The organism is Burkholderia sp. USMB20, from assembly GCF_000949135.2.
Taxonomy (GTDB): domain Bacteria; phylum Pseudomonadota; class Gammaproteobacteria; order Burkholderiales; family Burkholderiaceae; genus Burkholderia.
On sequence record NZ_JTAN02000005.1, the window covers coordinates 135,783 to 150,573 of the forward strand.

15 protein-coding genes are annotated in these 14,791 nt (G+C 68.7%); 8 read left to right on the forward strand and 7 right to left on the reverse strand.

Annotated elements, in window-relative coordinates; all coding sequences use genetic code 11:
- Positions 1–75 precede the first annotated feature (75 nt).
- From PL79_RS08470 to PL79_RS08490, 5 genes are all read left to right on the forward strand, one after another.
- Entirely contained in the window at positions 76–1,590 is a 1,515-nt protein-coding gene (locus tag PL79_RS08470) for a polyamine aminopropyltransferase (RefSeq protein ID WP_044848955.1), read from the forward strand.
- Positions 1,590–3,209, forward strand: a complete 1,620-nt coding sequence (locus PL79_RS08475) for an FAD-dependent oxidoreductase (RefSeq protein WP_044848954.1) — start codon at positions 1,590–1,592, stop codon at positions 3,207–3,209. Before PL79_RS08470 ends, PL79_RS08475 begins: the two co-directional genes overlap by 1 nt.
- Positions 3,210–3,356: 147 nt before the next feature.
- Positions 3,357–4,118 carry an N-acetylmuramoyl-L-alanine amidase family protein gene (locus PL79_RS08480; RefSeq protein WP_135801008.1) on the forward strand — a complete coding sequence of 254 codons (762 nt, stop codon included), beginning with the start codon at positions 3,357–3,359 and terminating at the stop codon, positions 4,116–4,118.
- Positions 4,119–4,168: 50 nt separating this feature from the next.
- Complete coding sequence (locus tag PL79_RS08485; RefSeq protein WP_044847932.1) at positions 4,169–4,558, forward strand: lysozyme inhibitor LprI family protein; 390 nt, start codon at positions 4,169–4,171, stop codon at positions 4,556–4,558.
- Between the two features lie 318 nt (positions 4,559–4,876).
- A complete protein-coding gene (locus PL79_RS08490) occupies positions 4,877–5,365 on the forward strand; it encodes a hypothetical protein (protein WP_044847931.1) in 489 nt (162 codons plus the stop codon).
- Positions 5,366–5,435: 70 nt separating this feature from the next.
- Here the strand turns inward: PL79_RS08490 and PL79_RS08495 are convergent, their stop codons facing one another.
- From PL79_RS08495 to PL79_RS08505, 3 genes are all read right to left on the reverse strand, one after another.
- Complete coding sequence (locus tag PL79_RS08495) at positions 5,436–6,782, reverse strand: glutamine synthetase family protein (RefSeq protein ID WP_044847930.1); 1,347 nt, start codon at positions 6,780–6,782, stop codon at positions 5,436–5,438.
- 147 nt (positions 6,783–6,929) lie between these two features.
- Positions 6,930–7,487, reverse strand: coding sequence for a helix-turn-helix domain-containing protein (locus PL79_RS08500; RefSeq protein ID WP_044847929.1), 558 nt, complete (start codon positions 7,485–7,487; stop codon positions 6,930–6,932).
- Between the two features lie 16 nt (positions 7,488–7,503).
- The gene (locus tag PL79_RS08505; protein WP_044847928.1) at positions 7,504–8,793 is read right to left on the reverse strand and encodes an NAD(P)/FAD-dependent oxidoreductase; all 1,290 of its coding nucleotides are present in this window, start codon (positions 8,791–8,793) and stop codon (positions 7,504–7,506) included.
- 246 nt (positions 8,794–9,039) lie between these two features.
- Here PL79_RS08505 and PL79_RS08510 point away from each other — a divergent pair, with 246 nt between their 5' ends.
- The 3 genes from PL79_RS08510 (at position 9,040) to PL79_RS08520 (ending at position 10,789) form a co-directional block, all read left to right on the forward strand.
- Entirely contained in the window at positions 9,040–9,267 is a 228-nt protein-coding gene (locus PL79_RS08510; protein WP_044847927.1) for a DUF2945 domain-containing protein, read from the forward strand.
- Entirely contained in the window at positions 9,264–9,842 is a 579-nt protein-coding gene (locus PL79_RS08515) for a DUF488 domain-containing protein (RefSeq protein ID WP_044847926.1), read from the forward strand. The genes PL79_RS08510 and PL79_RS08515 overlap by 4 nt, the downstream gene beginning before the upstream one ends.
- Before the next feature lie 209 nt (positions 9,843–10,051).
- The gene (locus tag PL79_RS08520) at positions 10,052–10,789 is read left to right on the forward strand and encodes a sulfite exporter TauE/SafE family protein (protein WP_044847925.1); all 738 of its coding nucleotides are present in this window, start codon (positions 10,052–10,054) and stop codon (positions 10,787–10,789) included.
- Between the two features lie 181 nt (positions 10,790–10,970).
- On the opposite strand, the gene PL79_RS08525 is transcribed toward PL79_RS08520, so the two are convergent.
- The 4 genes from PL79_RS08525 to PL79_RS08540 all read right to left on the reverse strand — a co-directional run bounded on the left by PL79_RS08525 (position 10,971) and on the right by PL79_RS08540 (position 14,790).
- The gene (locus PL79_RS08525) at positions 10,971–11,549 is read right to left on the reverse strand and encodes an NnrU family protein (protein ID WP_044847924.1); all 579 of its coding nucleotides are present in this window, start codon (positions 11,547–11,549) and stop codon (positions 10,971–10,973) included.
- Positions 11,550–11,635: 86 nt separating this feature from the next.
- Complete coding sequence (locus tag PL79_RS08530) at positions 11,636–12,169, reverse strand: TfoX/Sxy family protein (RefSeq protein ID WP_044847923.1); 534 nt, start codon at positions 12,167–12,169, stop codon at positions 11,636–11,638.
- Positions 12,166–13,275 (reverse strand): malate/lactate/ureidoglycolate dehydrogenase, encoded by a 1,110-nt coding sequence (locus tag PL79_RS08535; protein ID WP_044847922.1) that lies wholly within the window; start codon positions 13,273–13,275, stop codon positions 12,166–12,168. The genes PL79_RS08530 and PL79_RS08535 overlap by 4 nt, the downstream gene beginning before the upstream one ends.
- Before the next feature lie 60 nt (positions 13,276–13,335).
- Positions 13,336–14,790 carry a M20 family metallopeptidase gene (locus PL79_RS08540; protein ID WP_044847921.1) on the reverse strand — a complete coding sequence of 485 codons (1,455 nt, stop codon included), beginning with the start codon at positions 14,788–14,790 and terminating at the stop codon, positions 13,336–13,338.
- Between the last annotated feature and the right edge of the window lies 1 nt (position 14,791).

Below are 14,791 nucleotides of genomic sequence, written 5' to 3' on the forward strand. Positions count from 1 at the left end.
GGCCCATGGCGGGCCACCCCACGAAAATCCGCGCCAGTATATCCACATTGACGAGCACTGCACAACGGACGCGCCATGCTGCATAAGCGCGCGCTCGTCCTGTCGATCCTCGTGCTCGCGTCGTGCGGGCTCGGCTACGAACTGATCAGCAGCGCGCTGTCGAGCTACCTGCTCGGCGATTCGATCCTGCAGTTCTCGTCGGTGATCGGCAGCTACCTGTTCGCGATGGGGATCGGCTCGTGGCTCGCGAAGTTCGTCGAGGACGACGACGTGCTCGACCGCTTCGTCGACATCGAGCTGCTCGTCGGCCTGCTCGGCGGCGTGTCGGCTGCGCTGCTGTTCGCGGTGTTCGCGTGGCTGGCCGCGCCCTTCCGCGCGGCGCTCTACGCGCTCGTGCTCGCGCTCGGCCTGCTGATAGGGATGGAGATTCCGCTCGTGATGCGCGCGTTCCAGCAGCGCCGCCAGGCGTTCCGCCATACCGTCAGCGAAGTGCTGACCTTCGACTATCTCGGCTCGCTCGCCGTGTCGCTGATCTTCCCGCTCGTGCTCGCGCCGCGTCTCGGCCTGTTGCGCACGAGCTTCCTGTTCGGGCTGCTGAACGCGTTCGTCGCACTGTGGACCACGCACCTGTTCCGCGCCGAGATCCGCAACGTGCGCGGCAAGCTGATGCGCGCGTCGCTCGTGATCGGGCTGCTCGTCGCCGGCTTCGCGCTGTCGGACCGCATCACGCACTGGGCCGAGCACGGCGTGTACGGCGACGAGACCATCTATTCGGAAACGACGCCGTACCAGCGCATCGTGCTCACGCAGTGGCACGACGACATGCGGCTGTACCTGAACGGCAACCTGCAGTTCTCGTCGCGCGACGAGCATCGCTATCACGAGGCGCTGATCCATCCGACGATCGAGGCGCTGCCGTGGGCGAAGCGCGTGCTCGTGCTCGGCGGCGGCGACGGCCTCGCGGTGCGCGAACTGCTCAAGCACCGCAATCTCGAACGGATCACGCTCGTCGATCTCGACCCCGCGATGACGAAGCTGTTCTCGACTTCGGTGCCGCTCGTGAAGCTGAACCAGGGTTCGCTGAAGGACCCGCGCGTGCAGGTGATCAACGACGATGCGGTGCGCTGGCTCGAATCGAACGCCGACGTGTACGACGCGATCGTCGTCGACTTCCCCGATCCGACCAACTTCGGGCTCGGCCGGCTGTATTCGGTGCCGGTGTTCCGGCTGCTCGCGCGCCACCTGTCCGAGAACGGCTATGCGGTGATCCAGTCGACGTCGCCGTACTTCGCGCCGCACGCGTACTGGACGATCATCGCGACGCTGCGCGAAGCCGGGCTCAACACCTGGCCGTACCACTGCTACGTGCCGTCGTTCGGCGACTGGGGATTCGTGATCGCCGGCAAGCGTCGCGACTTCACCGTGCCGACACGCTATTCGGTGCCGACGCGCTGGCTCGACGCGCAGACGGCCGCCGAGATGTTCCACTTCCCGGCCGACATGCCGGCGCTGCCGATGTCGCCGAACGAACTCAACGACCAGCCGCTCGTGCGCCGCTTCGACGACGACTGGAAGCACGTGCTGCGCTGATGGATCGCCGCACGTTCCTCGTCGCGTCCGCGGCGGCGTCGCTCGCCGCGTGCGGCCGCACCGGCTGGATCGAGACGACGCCGCGCGTCGGCTACCCCGGCATGCGCGAAGGCCATGCGCTGCGCGACCACGCGGCGCTGCCGCCGCCGTCCGGCACGATCGAGACCGACGTCGCGGTCCTCGGCGCGGGCGCGGCCGGGTTGTCGTGCGCGTGGCAGCTCGCGCGCGCGGGGCACACACGCTTCGTCGTGCTCGCCGGTCCCGAATTCGGCGGCAATGCGGCCGGCGGCCGCTTCGGCGAACTCGGCTATCCGAAGGGCGCGCACTACCTGCCGCTGCCGTCGCTCGAATCCGCACATCTGCGCGACATGCTCGCCGATCTCGGCGTGATCGAAGCGGCGCCGTTCTCCGCGCAACCCGCGTACGACGAACGCGCGCTCGTGCACGCACCCGACGAACGGCTGTTCATCGGCGGCCAGTGGCAGGACGGCATCGTGCCGACGGCCGGCCTCGACGCCGATGCGCTCGCGCAGCAAACGCGCTTCTTCGCCTACACCGACAACCTGCCCACGGCGCGCGGCGCGGACGGCCGCAAGGTGTTCTGCATCCCGCTCGCGGAATCGTCGCGCGACCCGCGCTGGCGCGCGCTCGACCGGCGCTCGTTCAGGCAGTGGCTGCTCGACGAGGGCTACACCGCGACCGCGCTGCACTGGTACCTGAACTACTGCTGCCGCGACGACTACGGTGCGGGTTACGAGCACGTGTCCGCGTGGGCCGGCCTGCACTATTTCTCGTCGCGCGGCGGCCACGCGAGCGATGCGGGCGACGGCGCCGTGCTGACCTGGCCCGACGGGCTGCATACGATGGTGACGAAGCTGAGCGACTCGATCACCGCGCGCACCGGCTCGAACGCGTGGTCGCGGCGCGGCTTCGCCGTTCGCGCGACCGAGCGCGCGGGCGGCGTCGACGTGCTGTGTGCGCGCATCGCCGACGACGGCACGCTGTCGACGTTCACGCTGAAGGCGCGGCGCGTCGTCAGTGCCATGCCGCTGTTCGTCGCGGCTCGCGTGTTTCCGCAGTTGCGCGCGTACGGTTTCGATCCCACGCGCGACCTGCCGCCGCGCGCGCCGTGGCTCGTGTCCAATTTCCTGCTCGACGGGATGCCGGCCGAGGCAGCCGGCGTGCCGCTCGCGTGGGACAACGTCGTCTACGACGGCGCGGGGCTCGGCTATGTCGTGTCGACGCACCAGCTGATCCGGATGTCGCCGCCGACCCGTTCCGTGTTCTCCGCCTATCAGGCGTTGAGTACGCAAACGCCGGACGACACGCGCCGCTGGCTTGCCCAGGCAAAGCCCGATGCGTTGCGCGAACAGGCGGCGATCGACCTGCAGGCCGTCTACGGACGCGAACTGTGGAAGCACGCGACGGCGCTCGAGATCACCGTGCGCGGCCACGCGATGGCGACACCCGATGTCGGCTTCCTGAGCCGGCCGGGGCTGCTCGCGCTGCGCGAGGCCGACGGCCCCGTCGTGTTCGCGCATGCGGACCTGTCCGGACTGTCGCTGTTCGAGGAAGCATCGTACTGGGGCATGCTCGCGGCCCGGCGCGTGCTCGCCTGAGCGCCGATTTCCGGCGCGCGCGACGCCGCGCATTCCGTCATTGCGGCGCCGCCGGCAACCGCTATAATCGCGCGACATTCCGACTGCATTGAGCAGGCCGACGGTGCGCGCCATACGACGCGCCGCATGCCCTCCTCGACAACAACAATGACAAACCGAACCCTTCGACGTCTTCGTCCGTTCGTGCGCGCCGCCGCGCGCCTGCTCGCATGCGTCCCGCTGCTCGGCGCGCCGCTCGCGCTGCATGCGGCCGATGCGGCAGGTCGGGACGCACAGCCGGCCTCCGGCCGCTACGTCGTCGTCGACACCGGCCATACGCCGGCCCACCCGGGTGCCACCGGCGCAAGCGGCCGCGTCGAATACCGGTACAACCTCGACCTGTCCACCGCCGTCGCGGAGACGCTCGCCGCGCACGGCGATCGCGTGCTGCGCACGTCGGCCGACGGCCGCGAGATCGCGCTCGACCAGCGCTCGACGCAGGCGTCGGACGCAAATCTGTTCGTGTCGATCCATCACGATTCGATGCAGCAGCAGTTCATCGACGCGGGCCGGCAGCGCGAATTCCGCGGTTTCGCCGTGTTCGTGTCCGAGCGCAATCCGCACTACGCGGAAAGCCTGCGTTGCGCGAACGCGATCGCCGAACGCCTGGTCGCGGCCGGCGAACGGCCGTCGCTGTATCACGCGCAGCCGATCAAGGGCGAGAACCGCCCGCTGATCGATCCGCAACTCGGCATCCACCGCTTCGACGATCTCGTCGTGCTGCGTACCGCGCCGATCCCGGCCGTTCTGGTCGAGGCGGGCGTGATCGTCAATCCCGACGAGGAAAAACGGCTCGCGCAGCGCGAGACGATCCAGCGCCTCGCCACCGCGATCGCGGGCGGGATCGACGCATGTACGGCGGCCAGGTAAAGGCGCCGCCGGTCGGTTTCAACGATTTTCACCCAGTGAGGAGCACCACAATGATGAAGAAGAATCTGCTCGTTTCCTGCGCGCTGCTCGCGCTTGCCGTGCCGTTCTCCGCGCAGGCGGCCGGCTGCGGCAAACCGCGCAGCGCGTTCGACCAGGTGTACTGCAGCAGCAACGAGTTCTCGCAGGTCGACCGCGAACTGAACGACGAGTACGGCCGCGTGCGCAAGCAACTGAGCGGCGACCAGCAGGCGAAGCTGAAGACCGGCCAGCTCGCGTGGATGAAGCGGCGCGACGACCGCTGCAGCGAAACGCGCGACGACGGCTATCTCGTGAACCTGCAATGCGCGATCGACTTCACGCAATCGCGCCTGTCGTTCCTGCGCGAACGCGAGCGCGAATGCTCGAGCACGGGGTGCGTGACGGCGAAGCTCGGGGAGTAAGCATGCCGCCGGCGCTGCGCCGGCACGCTACGGATGAACCGGGGATGGCCGCGTTCGGCCATTCCCGTCAATCCATTCATTCGCTTCATGCGGCCGTTGACCTGCCGTCTCGTCCGCATGCTCGTCCCCGTTCATGTCGTGCTTATCCGCCACCCGGCAATGCGTGGCACCCCGAACGATCGTCCCGTGCCGTCCTCCCCCTGACGCCCCGCCACACCTTCGGTCCATTTCCCGCCGCGTGCGCCGCCGATATCGTGCTCGTGTCCATTCGCATCGCGGACACATCCCGATCGACCGATATCGAACCGGAGGCACATCATGCAATACGCATACCGTGGTGAAGACAACGCCCGCGCGGGCAAACCGGGCCGCACGCCGGCGGACGTCAAGGCGGCGGGCGGCTTCGCGCCGTGGCAGGCGAAAACCGTCGACGACGCGAAGAGCAATCTCGTGAAGCTCGTCACGAGCGGCACGCTCGCGCAGCAGGCGCAAAGCTGGTGCATGTACAAGAACAAGGAGAATGGCTGGTTCTTCAGCACCGGCACGGACACGCAGACGGCCTACGACAACTACGACTTCTTCTATCGTCTCGCGATCGACGGCCTGAAGAAAGTCGACTGGAGCGTGTTGAAAACCGACGTCAAAAGCATGAGCCTGTACCTGAACGGAACGACGCTCGACGACTCGACACTGATCGCCGTCGTGTGGTCGGTGCGCCCGACGGAATTGCTGGTCATGACGCCGGTCGCGACCGCAGCCGTCGAAGTGAAGGACGGCGAGAGCTGGAACGCCTTGTCCACGTATTGAACGGATTCGATCGCAGGCAACGACGCAGGCCGATTGCGCGTGACCCGCGGCGGGGTCACGCGTGATGTCGTCACAGGAACCACCGATACTCGCGCGCCCCGATCTCGTTGCGAAAATCCAGCTCCTCCTGCCGCTTGTTCTCGCAATACACCATCACGAATTCACTGCCGAGCCCGTCGCGCACGGCCGCGTGATCCTGCATCGCCGCGACGGCCGACAGCATCTCCTTCGGGAAATCGATCCCGCTGCCGCGATCGTCGTTGAGCGGCGCGATCGGCTCGATCCGTGCGTCGAGCCCATGCTCCATCCCGGACAGGATCGCCGCGAGCACCAGGTACGGATTCGCGTCCGCGCTCGCGAGCCGATGCTCGATGCGCAGATTGCGCGCATCCGATTCCGGAATCCGGATGCACGCGTCGCGATCCTCGAAGCCCCAGCTTGCGCGGCTCGCCGCATTCACCATCGAGCCGTAGCGGCGGAACGCATTGTGGTTCGGCGCGAATACCGGCATGCAGTGCGGCAGCAGCGCGAGGCAGCCGGCCACCGCATGCCGCAGCGGCCGCTGCGCGTCCGCGGCGAGCAGGTTGCGGCCCGCGTCGTCATACAGGCTCACGTGCACGTGCATCCCGCTGCCCGGCGCATGCAGGTACGGCTTGCCCATGAAGCTCGCACGGTAGCCGTGCTGCAGCGCGACGCCGCGCGTGCTGCGGCAGAACAGCGCCGACCAGTCGGCCGCGCGCAGCGCGTCGTCGGTGTGGCCGAAGTTGATCTCGAACTGGCCGGGGCCGAGCTCGGCCGTGATCACCGTCGCGTCGACGCCCTGCTCGCGCGCGGCCTCGACCATCTCGTGCAGCACATCGGAAAACCGCGACAGGCGTTCGATGTGCATGTTCGGCTGGTCGTCGCGGTCGTCGCTCAAGCGGTCGCGCGGATACTGCGGCAGCCCGTCCGCGAGTTGCGCGGCGAACAGGTAGAACTCAAGCTCGAACGCGACGACCGGCCGGATGCCGCGCGCCGCGAACCGCCGCAGCACGCGCGCCAGCACCTCGCGCGGCTCGAACTCGATCGGCGCGTCCGTGCCGTCGGAGCTGATCAGCATCTGCGCGAGCGGCTGCCGCTCCCAGCGCACCGGCTTCAGCGTGCCGGGGATCAGGCGGCGCGGCGCGTCGGGGTCGCCGTCGTTGAAGCAGTAATCGCCGATCTTGTAGAGGCCGCCTTGCGTGCCGAGCAGCACGCAGTTCTGCGGCAGCTTCAGCAGCGAGCCCGACGCGACCTTCTCGAGCGCATCGATCGGATAACGCTTGCCGTAGAAATGGCCCGGCAGGTCGAGACAGATCAGGTCGACATAACGGATCTCGGGATGCGCCTGCCGGAATGCGCGGACTTCATCGACCAGCACGGGAACGACGTCAGCCATGTCTCATCCTTTCCATGTCTTGTATGACGGTGCCGCGGCGCGGCAAACCGGACTCATCGGCATGCGGCACGCCACATGCCCGATATCGATCAGTACTGCAAACCAGCAGCACGGCGCGACGATCCGTGGGACCGCCCGCCGGCGAACTCAGGTGAACACCCAGATCACGCGCGCCGGCGCGTCGCCCAGGTTCGCGTAACGAAACCGCTTGTGCGCGGGAAGCTGGAATGCGTCGTTCGGGCCGAGCGTGACGGGCGTGTCGTCGCCGTCGATCCAGATCGTCAGCTCGCCTTCGAGCACGAAGCCGCCCTGCTCGTCGCTGTCGTCGACGGAGCGCTCGCCGCTGCTCGCGCCGGGCGCGAGATGGCTCTCGAGGATCGAGAAGCGCGAGCGCATGTTCGGCGACACGAGGATGTCCGTGATGCCGGCCGCGTAATACACGGTGCGCCGCTCGTCGGGCCGCGTGACCCACGGCACGCTGCGCGGCTTGCTCAGGCTGTAGAAATACGTGGTCGGCACGCCGAGCGCCTCGCCGATCGCGGTGAGATCCGCGACCGTCGGGCGCGACAGCCCGCGCTCGACCTGCGACAGAAAGCCGACCGAGCGGCCGATCCGTTCCGCGAGATCGTTGAGCGTGACCTTGCGATGCTTGCGCAGGTCGCGGATCAGGATCGCCAGACTTTCTATCTCTTCCTGTTCGTTCATGATGAGTTCCGGTACGTCAGACGGTATCGCGCAAACGGTACCAGGCCTTGCCGATCGCTTCCAGCGGCGCGGCGAGGCGGTCGCCGCCGGGAAAGCGCGGGTTGCGGATGCGCTGGTACTGCGCGAGCAGGTGATCGTCGCCGAGCACGGCATCGGCGACCGCGCGCGCGCCGGCGAGCGTCGGCAGCACGCCGTGCCCCGAGAAGCCCTGCAGCCAGAAGCGCTGGCCGCGGCAGCCGATGTCGGGCGTGCGGCGCATGCTGATGTCGATGTGACCGCCCCACACAAAGTCGAGCGGCACGCCGGCCAGTTGCGGGAACACGCGTTCGAGATGCGGGCGCGTCGCGGCCGCGATGTCGGCCGGAATCCCGCCGAGATACGTGCAGCCGCCGCCGAACAGCAGGCGGTTGTCGGGGCTCAGGCGGAAGTAGTCGGGCACGAACTGGTTGTCGATCACACAGCTGTTCTGCGGCAGCAGCGAGCGGGCGACGTCCGCCGAAAGCGGTGCGGTCGCGACCTGGTAGGTGCCGACCGGCAGCAACCGGCGCGACAGCTCGGGATCGAGCCGGTCGACGTACGCGTTGCACGCGAGCACCAGCGCGTCCGCGCGCACTTCGCCGTGCGCGGTTCGCGCGACGTGACCGCCGGCCGTCTCGCGACAGTCGAGCACGCGGCTTTGCTCGAAGATGCGGCCGCCGGCCCGTTCGATCGTCTGCGCGAGACCGAGCGCGAGCTTCAGCGGATTCAGATGGCCGGCCTCGGGATCGTAGAGCGCGGCGAGATAGCGCGCGCTGCCGATCCACTCGGGCATCTCGTCCTGCCCGATCACGCGCAGCCGGTCGTAGCCCCAGCGCTGCGCGGCTTCGTCGCGGGCCTGTGCGAGCAACGCAACGCGACGCGGCCGCACCGCGGCCCACAGGCTGCCGGGCCGATAGTCGATGTCGAAGCCGTGCCGCGCGGGCAGTTCGCGCACTTCGGCCGCGGCCCAGCGCATGCTGTCCCACAGCATGCGCGCGCCGTCGCGGCCGAGCGAATCCTCGAGCGGCTGCATGTCGCACGACCAGCCGAGCAGTGCCTGTCCGCCGTTGCGGCCCGATGCGGCCCACGCGACGCGGCTCGCTTCGAGCACCACCACGCGCTTGCCCGCAAGCGCCAGGCGCAACGCCGTGTGCAGCCCGCTGAAGCCCGCGCCGACGACCAGCACGTCGGCGTCGATGCGTTCGTCCAGTTCGGGACGCCGCGGGATCGGCGCCGGGTAGGTGCCGGCGTAGTAGCTTGCGACGTGACGGTCGGACTGCACGAACATGCGGGCTCCCGTGAAATTTCAGTCGGCTAATTTCATGAAAAATTAGCACGTCAATTTCACGGAGGCAAGCGGGAGGATGGGATCGTCGTCGTTGGGAAAATGAAGGCTCGCAGGGCGCCGGCACGACGCTTGCGCCCGCAGCCCGGCACGCTCCCGCCGCCTGTATCTTTTTCCATGCCCGGCGAGCGCCGATAACGCGTACGGCAACGACCGACGACACCGCACCGATGCAAGGGGGCTCCCCGCATGACGACGCCATTCAAGCCGGGCGACCACGTCCGCTGGAATTCCGAAGCCGGTTACGTGACCGGCACGATCATCGCGATCCACACGCAGGATCTCGACTACAAGGGTCATCGCGAACACGCATCGCCCGACGATCCGCACTACGAGATCAGGAGCGACCGCACCGACCACATCGCCGCGCACCGCGGGCACGTGCTCGAACGCGTTGCCGGCAAGGACGATTCGTGACGCTCCCGTTCTACACGATCGGCCATTCGAACCGCACGCTCGACGCGTTCATCGAGATGCTCGACGCGTCCGACATCGCGCTGCTCGCCGATATCCGGAAGATGACGCGTTCGCGCATGAATCCGCAGTTCAACGAAGCAACGCTTCCCGGCGCGCTGGCCGCGGCCGACATCGCCTACGAGCACATCGCCGCACTCGGCGGCCTGCGAGGCAAGTCGCTCGGCGTGCCCGACGACGTCAACGACTTCTGGACGAACCGCAGTTTCCATCGCTACGCCGATTACGCGCTGTCGCCCGAGTTTCGAGCGGGCCTCGACCAGCTGATCGCGCAAGGGCACCGGCAGCGCAGCGCGATCATGTGCTCGGAAGCCGTGTGGTGGCGCTGTCATCGGCGCATCGTGTCCGACTACCTGATCGCGCGCGGCGAAACGGTGCTGCACATCATGGGCAAGAACCGCGTGGAGCCCGCGCGTCTTACTGCCGGCGCGGTGATCCGGGACGACGGCACGATCGTCTATCCGGACGTCGAAGGCCATGCGCCAGCGGAAACAGCCGACACGCAGCCGAACGCGTGACGCGACACCGGTCGGGTGCGTGACGGCGTGACGGCTCAACGGTGCGAGCGCGTCGTGCCCGACGCAACGCCCCACGTCGATCGCCCGCGCCCCCGCACCCCCGCAACGCTATGCGCCGGCCCGCTTTGCGCCGCCGCGATCCTGCATTACCATCGGGCGACCATCGCGCGTACCCCCGCGCCCCCTGCCACCTCTTCGCTTCCGCACCAATGCTCGCCCTCATCATCGTCGCCGGCCTGTGGGCCGGCCTGCAAAACGCCCTCGCGGGCGGCGGCTCGTTCGTCACGCTGCCCGCGCTGATCGTGTCGGGAATGACGCCGCTCGCGGCGAACATCACGTCGACGGTCGCGCTGTTTCCCGGCCAGGTCACGACGGGCTGGGCCAGCCGGAACATGGTGCGCGGCGCGGGCAAGCTGTCGTTTCGCGCGCTGTTCGCGATCAGCGTGGTCGGCGGCGCGCTCGGCGGCCTGCTGCTGCTGAAAACCCCGTCGTCGATCTTCTCGCACCTCGTGCCGTGGCTCGTGCTGTTCGCGACGGTCGTGTTCGCATGGGGCAGCTTCTTCCGCAAGACCGGCGCCGGCACGCAGCATGTCGGCCCCGTCACGGCCGCGATCTCGCAGTTCCTGATCGCGATCTACGGCGGCTACTTCGGCGGCGGCATCGGCTTCCTGATGATGGCCGCGCTGACGATGGCCGGCCTGTCGCCGCGTCATGCGATGTCGACCAAGAACGCGCTCGCGGGCGTGATGAACGCGTCGGCGGTCGTGCTGTTCCTGACCTCGCCGCACCTGCACTGGCAGGCGGCGATCGCGCTCGGCGGCGGCGCGATCGTCGGCGGCCTGCTCGGCGCGTGGGCGCTGCACCGCGTGAACGAACGCGTGCTGCGGATCGCGATCGTCTGCATCGGCGCCGCGCTGACCGTGGGGCTGTTCGTCAAGCCGATCTGACGCACGCGCGCCGATCGCGCCGACGGCACGCATGCCGCCGGTCGCGACGAACTCGCCATCGATGGGCAGGTGCGTCGAGCGATGGGGGGGGCAATGCGCCCGCCTCGATGCCGCGGGCGGATTCGCGGGCGCGGCAGGCGGCTTGCGCGCCGCGCTCGTCAATGCTTGCAGGCGCGCGCGTTCAACCGAACGGCCGCACGCCGATCAGCGGGCCGTGCAGGAACCAGGCGAAGACGGCCCATACGACGAGTCCGGCGACGATCGTCACGGCATCGCCCGACAGGCTGCCGGCCGGATAGCGGACGCCGTTGCGGCGATCGCGCGCGCGCCACACGACGAAATCGACCAGCGACCACACGAAGAATGCGCCGAACAGCACGACCGCGTGCAGCGTGCCGTTCGCGAGCAGGTGCGCGATCGCCCATACCATCACGCCGGCCACCATCGGATGGCCGACGAGCGTCTTGATGCGGTTGCGCGGCACGTAGGATGCGGCGATCAGCACGAACGCGATCGCGGTCAGCATGCCGGTGAGATGGCGAACGCCGACGGGCGACACCCACAGCAGCGTCCCGCCCTGGCGCGCGATCCCGTAACCCCAGATGATCAGCACGAAGCCGACGATCGACGCGATCGCATAGGGGCCCTTCCAGCGTTTCTCGCCGATCCGCTCGATGGTCGCGGATCGCCAGCCGTCCGCGACGATCCGAATCGAATGCACACCGAGGAAGATCGCTAAACCGAGAATCAGGACGAGCATCGGTTGTCTCCGTCTGGAACGATGAGTGGGGAATCATTCGCGCGGCTTTCGATGCGCCGCTCGCGAGGCCGGCGACACGGCCGGCGCTACGGTTGCTTGCGCTTCGCCACGGATTTCGTGGCCGGTTTCGAAACAGGTTTCGGCGCCGCTTTCGCGGATTGTTTCACAGACGCTTTCGCTGCCGGCTTCACACTCCGTTTCTCAGCCGGCGTCGACGCGGCTGCCGTCTTCGGCTCCGCAGGCGGCTTCGGCGCCGCCTTCACCTTCGCCTTGCGCTTCGGCGCCCCCGCCAGCAACGCCGCCCGATACGCGCCGCGGCACCAGTCGAACAGCGCGCCCGCATCCTCGAGCACGTCGGCCGGCGTTTCGTAATACCCCTCGAGCGCAACGGTGCGCGTGGGACGCTCATACGAGAACGGCCCCATCCCCGCCGCCACGAACGCGGGACGGTTCACGTCGTCGACGCGCAGGAACAGCGACCCGCGCGACATGAAGCCGAACATCACGCCGTCGAGCCGCATCGCGGCGCCGCTGAAGAACCGTGCGACCTCTACCTTGCCGAGCGGCGCGAGCCGGTACGCGATCTCCTCGCCGTGCGCCTTCTCCGATTGCCAGCTCATGCGGGCTCCGTGCAGCGCTGTGTCCACACGTCGAGTTCCGCGTCGTCGAAGCCGACGGCCGCCGCGCTCTCGCGGATCTGCCGCCACGTCGCGCGATCGACCGGAATGCCGTCCACGCCGCGTGCGGCGCGGCTCGCCTCCTCCGGCTCGCCGGGCATCCGCACCGGCGCATCGCCCGCCTGCGGCGACGCCTTCGCCCATGCGACGAACGCATCGGCTTCGCGCTGCGCATCGGCCGCATCGAACGCGTCCGGATCGATCAGCACCGACAGCATCCCGTTGACGATCGCGCTCGTCTTCTGCAGCGTGTCGCCGTAGGTCGTATGCCCGCCGACCAGCGCGCCGCCGAAGATCTCGCACATCGAGGCCAGCGCATAACCCTTGTGCAGCCCGAACGGCAGCAGCGCGCCGAACGGCTGCTCGTGCATGACGGCCGGATCGTCGGTTGGCTGGCCGCGATGATCGATCAGCGACCCGGCCGGCACGCGCTTGCCCTGGTTGTACGCGACCCGCGTCTTGCCGTAAGCGATCGCGCTCGTCGCGAAATCGAGCAGCAGCGGCGGCCGCCCCGCGCGCGGATACGCGGCGCAGAACGGATTCGTGCCGAAGCGCGGATCGGTGCCGTGCAGCGGCGCGACGAGCAAGTCGCCCGGCACGTTGACGAAATGGAACGACACGAGCCCCGAGCGCGCGCACTGCTCGGCCCAGTGCCCGATGCGGCCGAGGTGATGGACGTCGCGCAGCCCGATCGCACAGATACCCATGCGCCGTGCCCGCTCGATCCCTTCGACCATCGCCTCGAATGCGATCACCTGGCCGAAGCCGCGCCCGCCGTCGATGGTGAGCACCGCGCCGCCGTCGCGGACGATCGACGCGTGCCCGTTCAACTGCAACTGCCCTTCCCGCCACGACGCGACGTAGTTCGGGATCATCCCGATCCCGTGCGAATCGTGACCGGCCAGATTCGCGCCGACCAGATGATCGGCGACGAGCCGCGCCTCGCGCTCGCTGCTGCCGACCCGCTCCCAGAGTGCCGCGACGAACGCGTGCAGCGGTTCGGCGCGCATGCGCAGCGGGTCGGTATCGGGGGGCGGCAGCGCGGTCATCGGCAAGGCTCCGTCAGGTCGGGTTGGATCCGGTCGGGTCGGGACAGACAGCGCGAACGCTCAGCGCGCGGACGCGATCACGTCCGCCACCGCCGCGGTCAGCTTCTTCGCGTACGGCACATGCAGGAACTCGTTCGGGCCGTGCGCATTCGACTTCGGCCCGAGCACGCCGCACACCATGAACTGCGCGGACGGGAAGCCGGCCTGCAGCACGTTCATCAGCGGGATCGTGCCGCCGAGGCCCATGTACGCGCAGTCCGCGCCGAAGTGGCGGCGCGACGCGGCGTCGAGCGACGACGCGAGCCACGGCGCGAGATCCGGCGCGCTCCAGCCGGTCGCCGCGCCCGCATCCGGCTTGAACGTGACCTTCGCGTTGTACGGCGGATCGAGTTCGAGCAGTGCCTTCAGCTGCTGCACGGCCTGAGCGGCATCGACCAGCGGCGGCAGGCGCAGCGACAGCTTGAACGCGGTGCGCGGACGCAGCACGTTGCCCGCGTCGGCGAGCGCCGGCAGGCCGGCCGCGCCCGTCACCGACAGCGACGGACGCCACGTCGAATTCAGCAGCGCCTCGCGCGGATCGGTGGTGGTCGGCAGCACCGGCTTGCCGTCCGCGCCGCATGCCCACGGCAGCCCCTTCCATACGGCGTCGCCGAGGATCGCGGCGGCCGCGTCGGCTTCGCGCACGCGGCTGTCGGGAATCTCGCAATGGAACACGCCCGGCAGCAGGTTGCCGTTCTTCGCGTCTTCCAGGCGCTCGAACAGCTGGCGCATCACGCGGAAGCTCGACGGCGCGATGCCGCCGAACACGCCCGAGTGAACACCCTCCTCGAGCACCTCGACCTGCAGGTCGCCGGACACCAGCCCGCGCAGCGACGTCGTGAGCCACATCTGGTCGTAGTTGCCGGCGCCCGAATCGAGGCACACGACGAGCGACACCTGGCCGAGCCGGTCGCGCAGCGCATCGACGTACGGCAGCAGGTCGTAGCTGCCCGACTCCTCGCAGGTCTCGATCAGGCCGACGCAGCGCGGGCGTTCGACGCCCTGCTCGTCGAGCGCGCCGAGCGCGGCGAGGCTCGCGTAGATCGCGTAGCCGTCGTCCGCGCCGCCGCGGCCGTACAGCTTGCCGTTCTCGAACTTCGGCGTCCACGGGCCGAGGTCCGCGCGCCAGCCGTCGAATTCGGGCTGCTTGTCGAGGTGGCCGTACAGCAGGATCGTGTCGGTGCTGCCCGAGCGGGTTGCGGGGGTTTCGAAGAAGATCACCGGCGTGCGGCCGGGCAAGCGCACGATCTCGAGCTTCAGGCCTTTCACCGGCTGGCGTTCGGCCCACTGCGCGGCATCGGTGACGACCCGTTCGAGATAGCCGCGCTTCGCCCAGTCGGGGTCGAAGGCGGGGCTCTTCGCGGGGATCGCGATGTAGTCGGTCAGTGCGTGGAGGATTTCATCGTTCCACTTGCGCTCGACGAAGGTAACGAGCTTGTCATGGTCGAGGACGGGGGTAGTGTCGACGGAGGTCATG

Excerpts from the sequence above, each read along its gene's own strand:
- PL79_RS08470 (WP_044848955.1), top strand. The coding sequence starts at position 76 with ATGCTGCATAAGCGCGCGCTCGTCCTGTCGATCCTCGTGCTCGCGTCG.
- PL79_RS08475 (WP_044848954.1), top strand. The coding sequence starts at position 1,590 with ATGGATCGCCGCACGTTCCTCGTCGCGTCCGCGGCGGCGTCGCTCGCC.
- PL79_RS08480 (WP_135801008.1), top strand. The coding sequence starts at position 3,357 with ATGACAAACCGAACCCTTCGACGTCTTCGTCCGTTCGTGCGCGCCGCC.
- PL79_RS08485 (WP_044847932.1), top strand. The coding sequence starts at position 4,169 with ATGATGAAGAAGAATCTGCTCGTTTCCTGCGCGCTGCTCGCGCTTGCC.
- PL79_RS08490 (WP_044847931.1), top strand. The coding sequence starts at position 4,877 with ATGCAATACGCATACCGTGGTGAAGACAACGCCCGCGCGGGCAAACCG.
- PL79_RS08495 (WP_044847930.1), bottom strand. The coding sequence starts at position 6,782 with ATGGCTGACGTCGTTCCCGTGCTGGTCGATGAAGTCCGCGCATTCCGG.
- PL79_RS08500 (WP_044847929.1), bottom strand. The coding sequence starts at position 7,487 with ATGAACGAACAGGAAGAGATAGAAAGTCTGGCGATCCTGATCCGCGAC.
- PL79_RS08505 (WP_044847928.1), bottom strand. The coding sequence starts at position 8,793 with ATGTTCGTGCAGTCCGACCGTCACGTCGCAAGCTACTACGCCGGCACC.
- PL79_RS08510 (WP_044847927.1), top strand. The coding sequence starts at position 9,040 with ATGACGACGCCATTCAAGCCGGGCGACCACGTCCGCTGGAATTCCGAA.
- PL79_RS08520 (WP_044847925.1), top strand. The coding sequence starts at position 10,052 with ATGCTCGCCCTCATCATCGTCGCCGGCCTGTGGGCCGGCCTGCAAAAC.
- PL79_RS08525 (WP_044847924.1), bottom strand. The coding sequence starts at position 11,549 with ATGCTCGTCCTGATTCTCGGTTTAGCGATCTTCCTCGGTGTGCATTCG.
- PL79_RS08530 (WP_044847923.1), bottom strand. The coding sequence starts at position 12,169 with ATGAGCTGGCAATCGGAGAAGGCGCACGGCGAGGAGATCGCGTACCGG.
- PL79_RS08535 (WP_044847922.1), bottom strand. The coding sequence starts at position 13,275 with ATGACCGCGCTGCCGCCCCCCGATACCGACCCGCTGCGCATGCGCGCC.
- PL79_RS08540 (WP_044847921.1), bottom strand. The coding sequence starts at position 14,790 with ATGACCTCCGTCGACACTACCCCCGTCCTCGACCATGACAAGCTCGTT.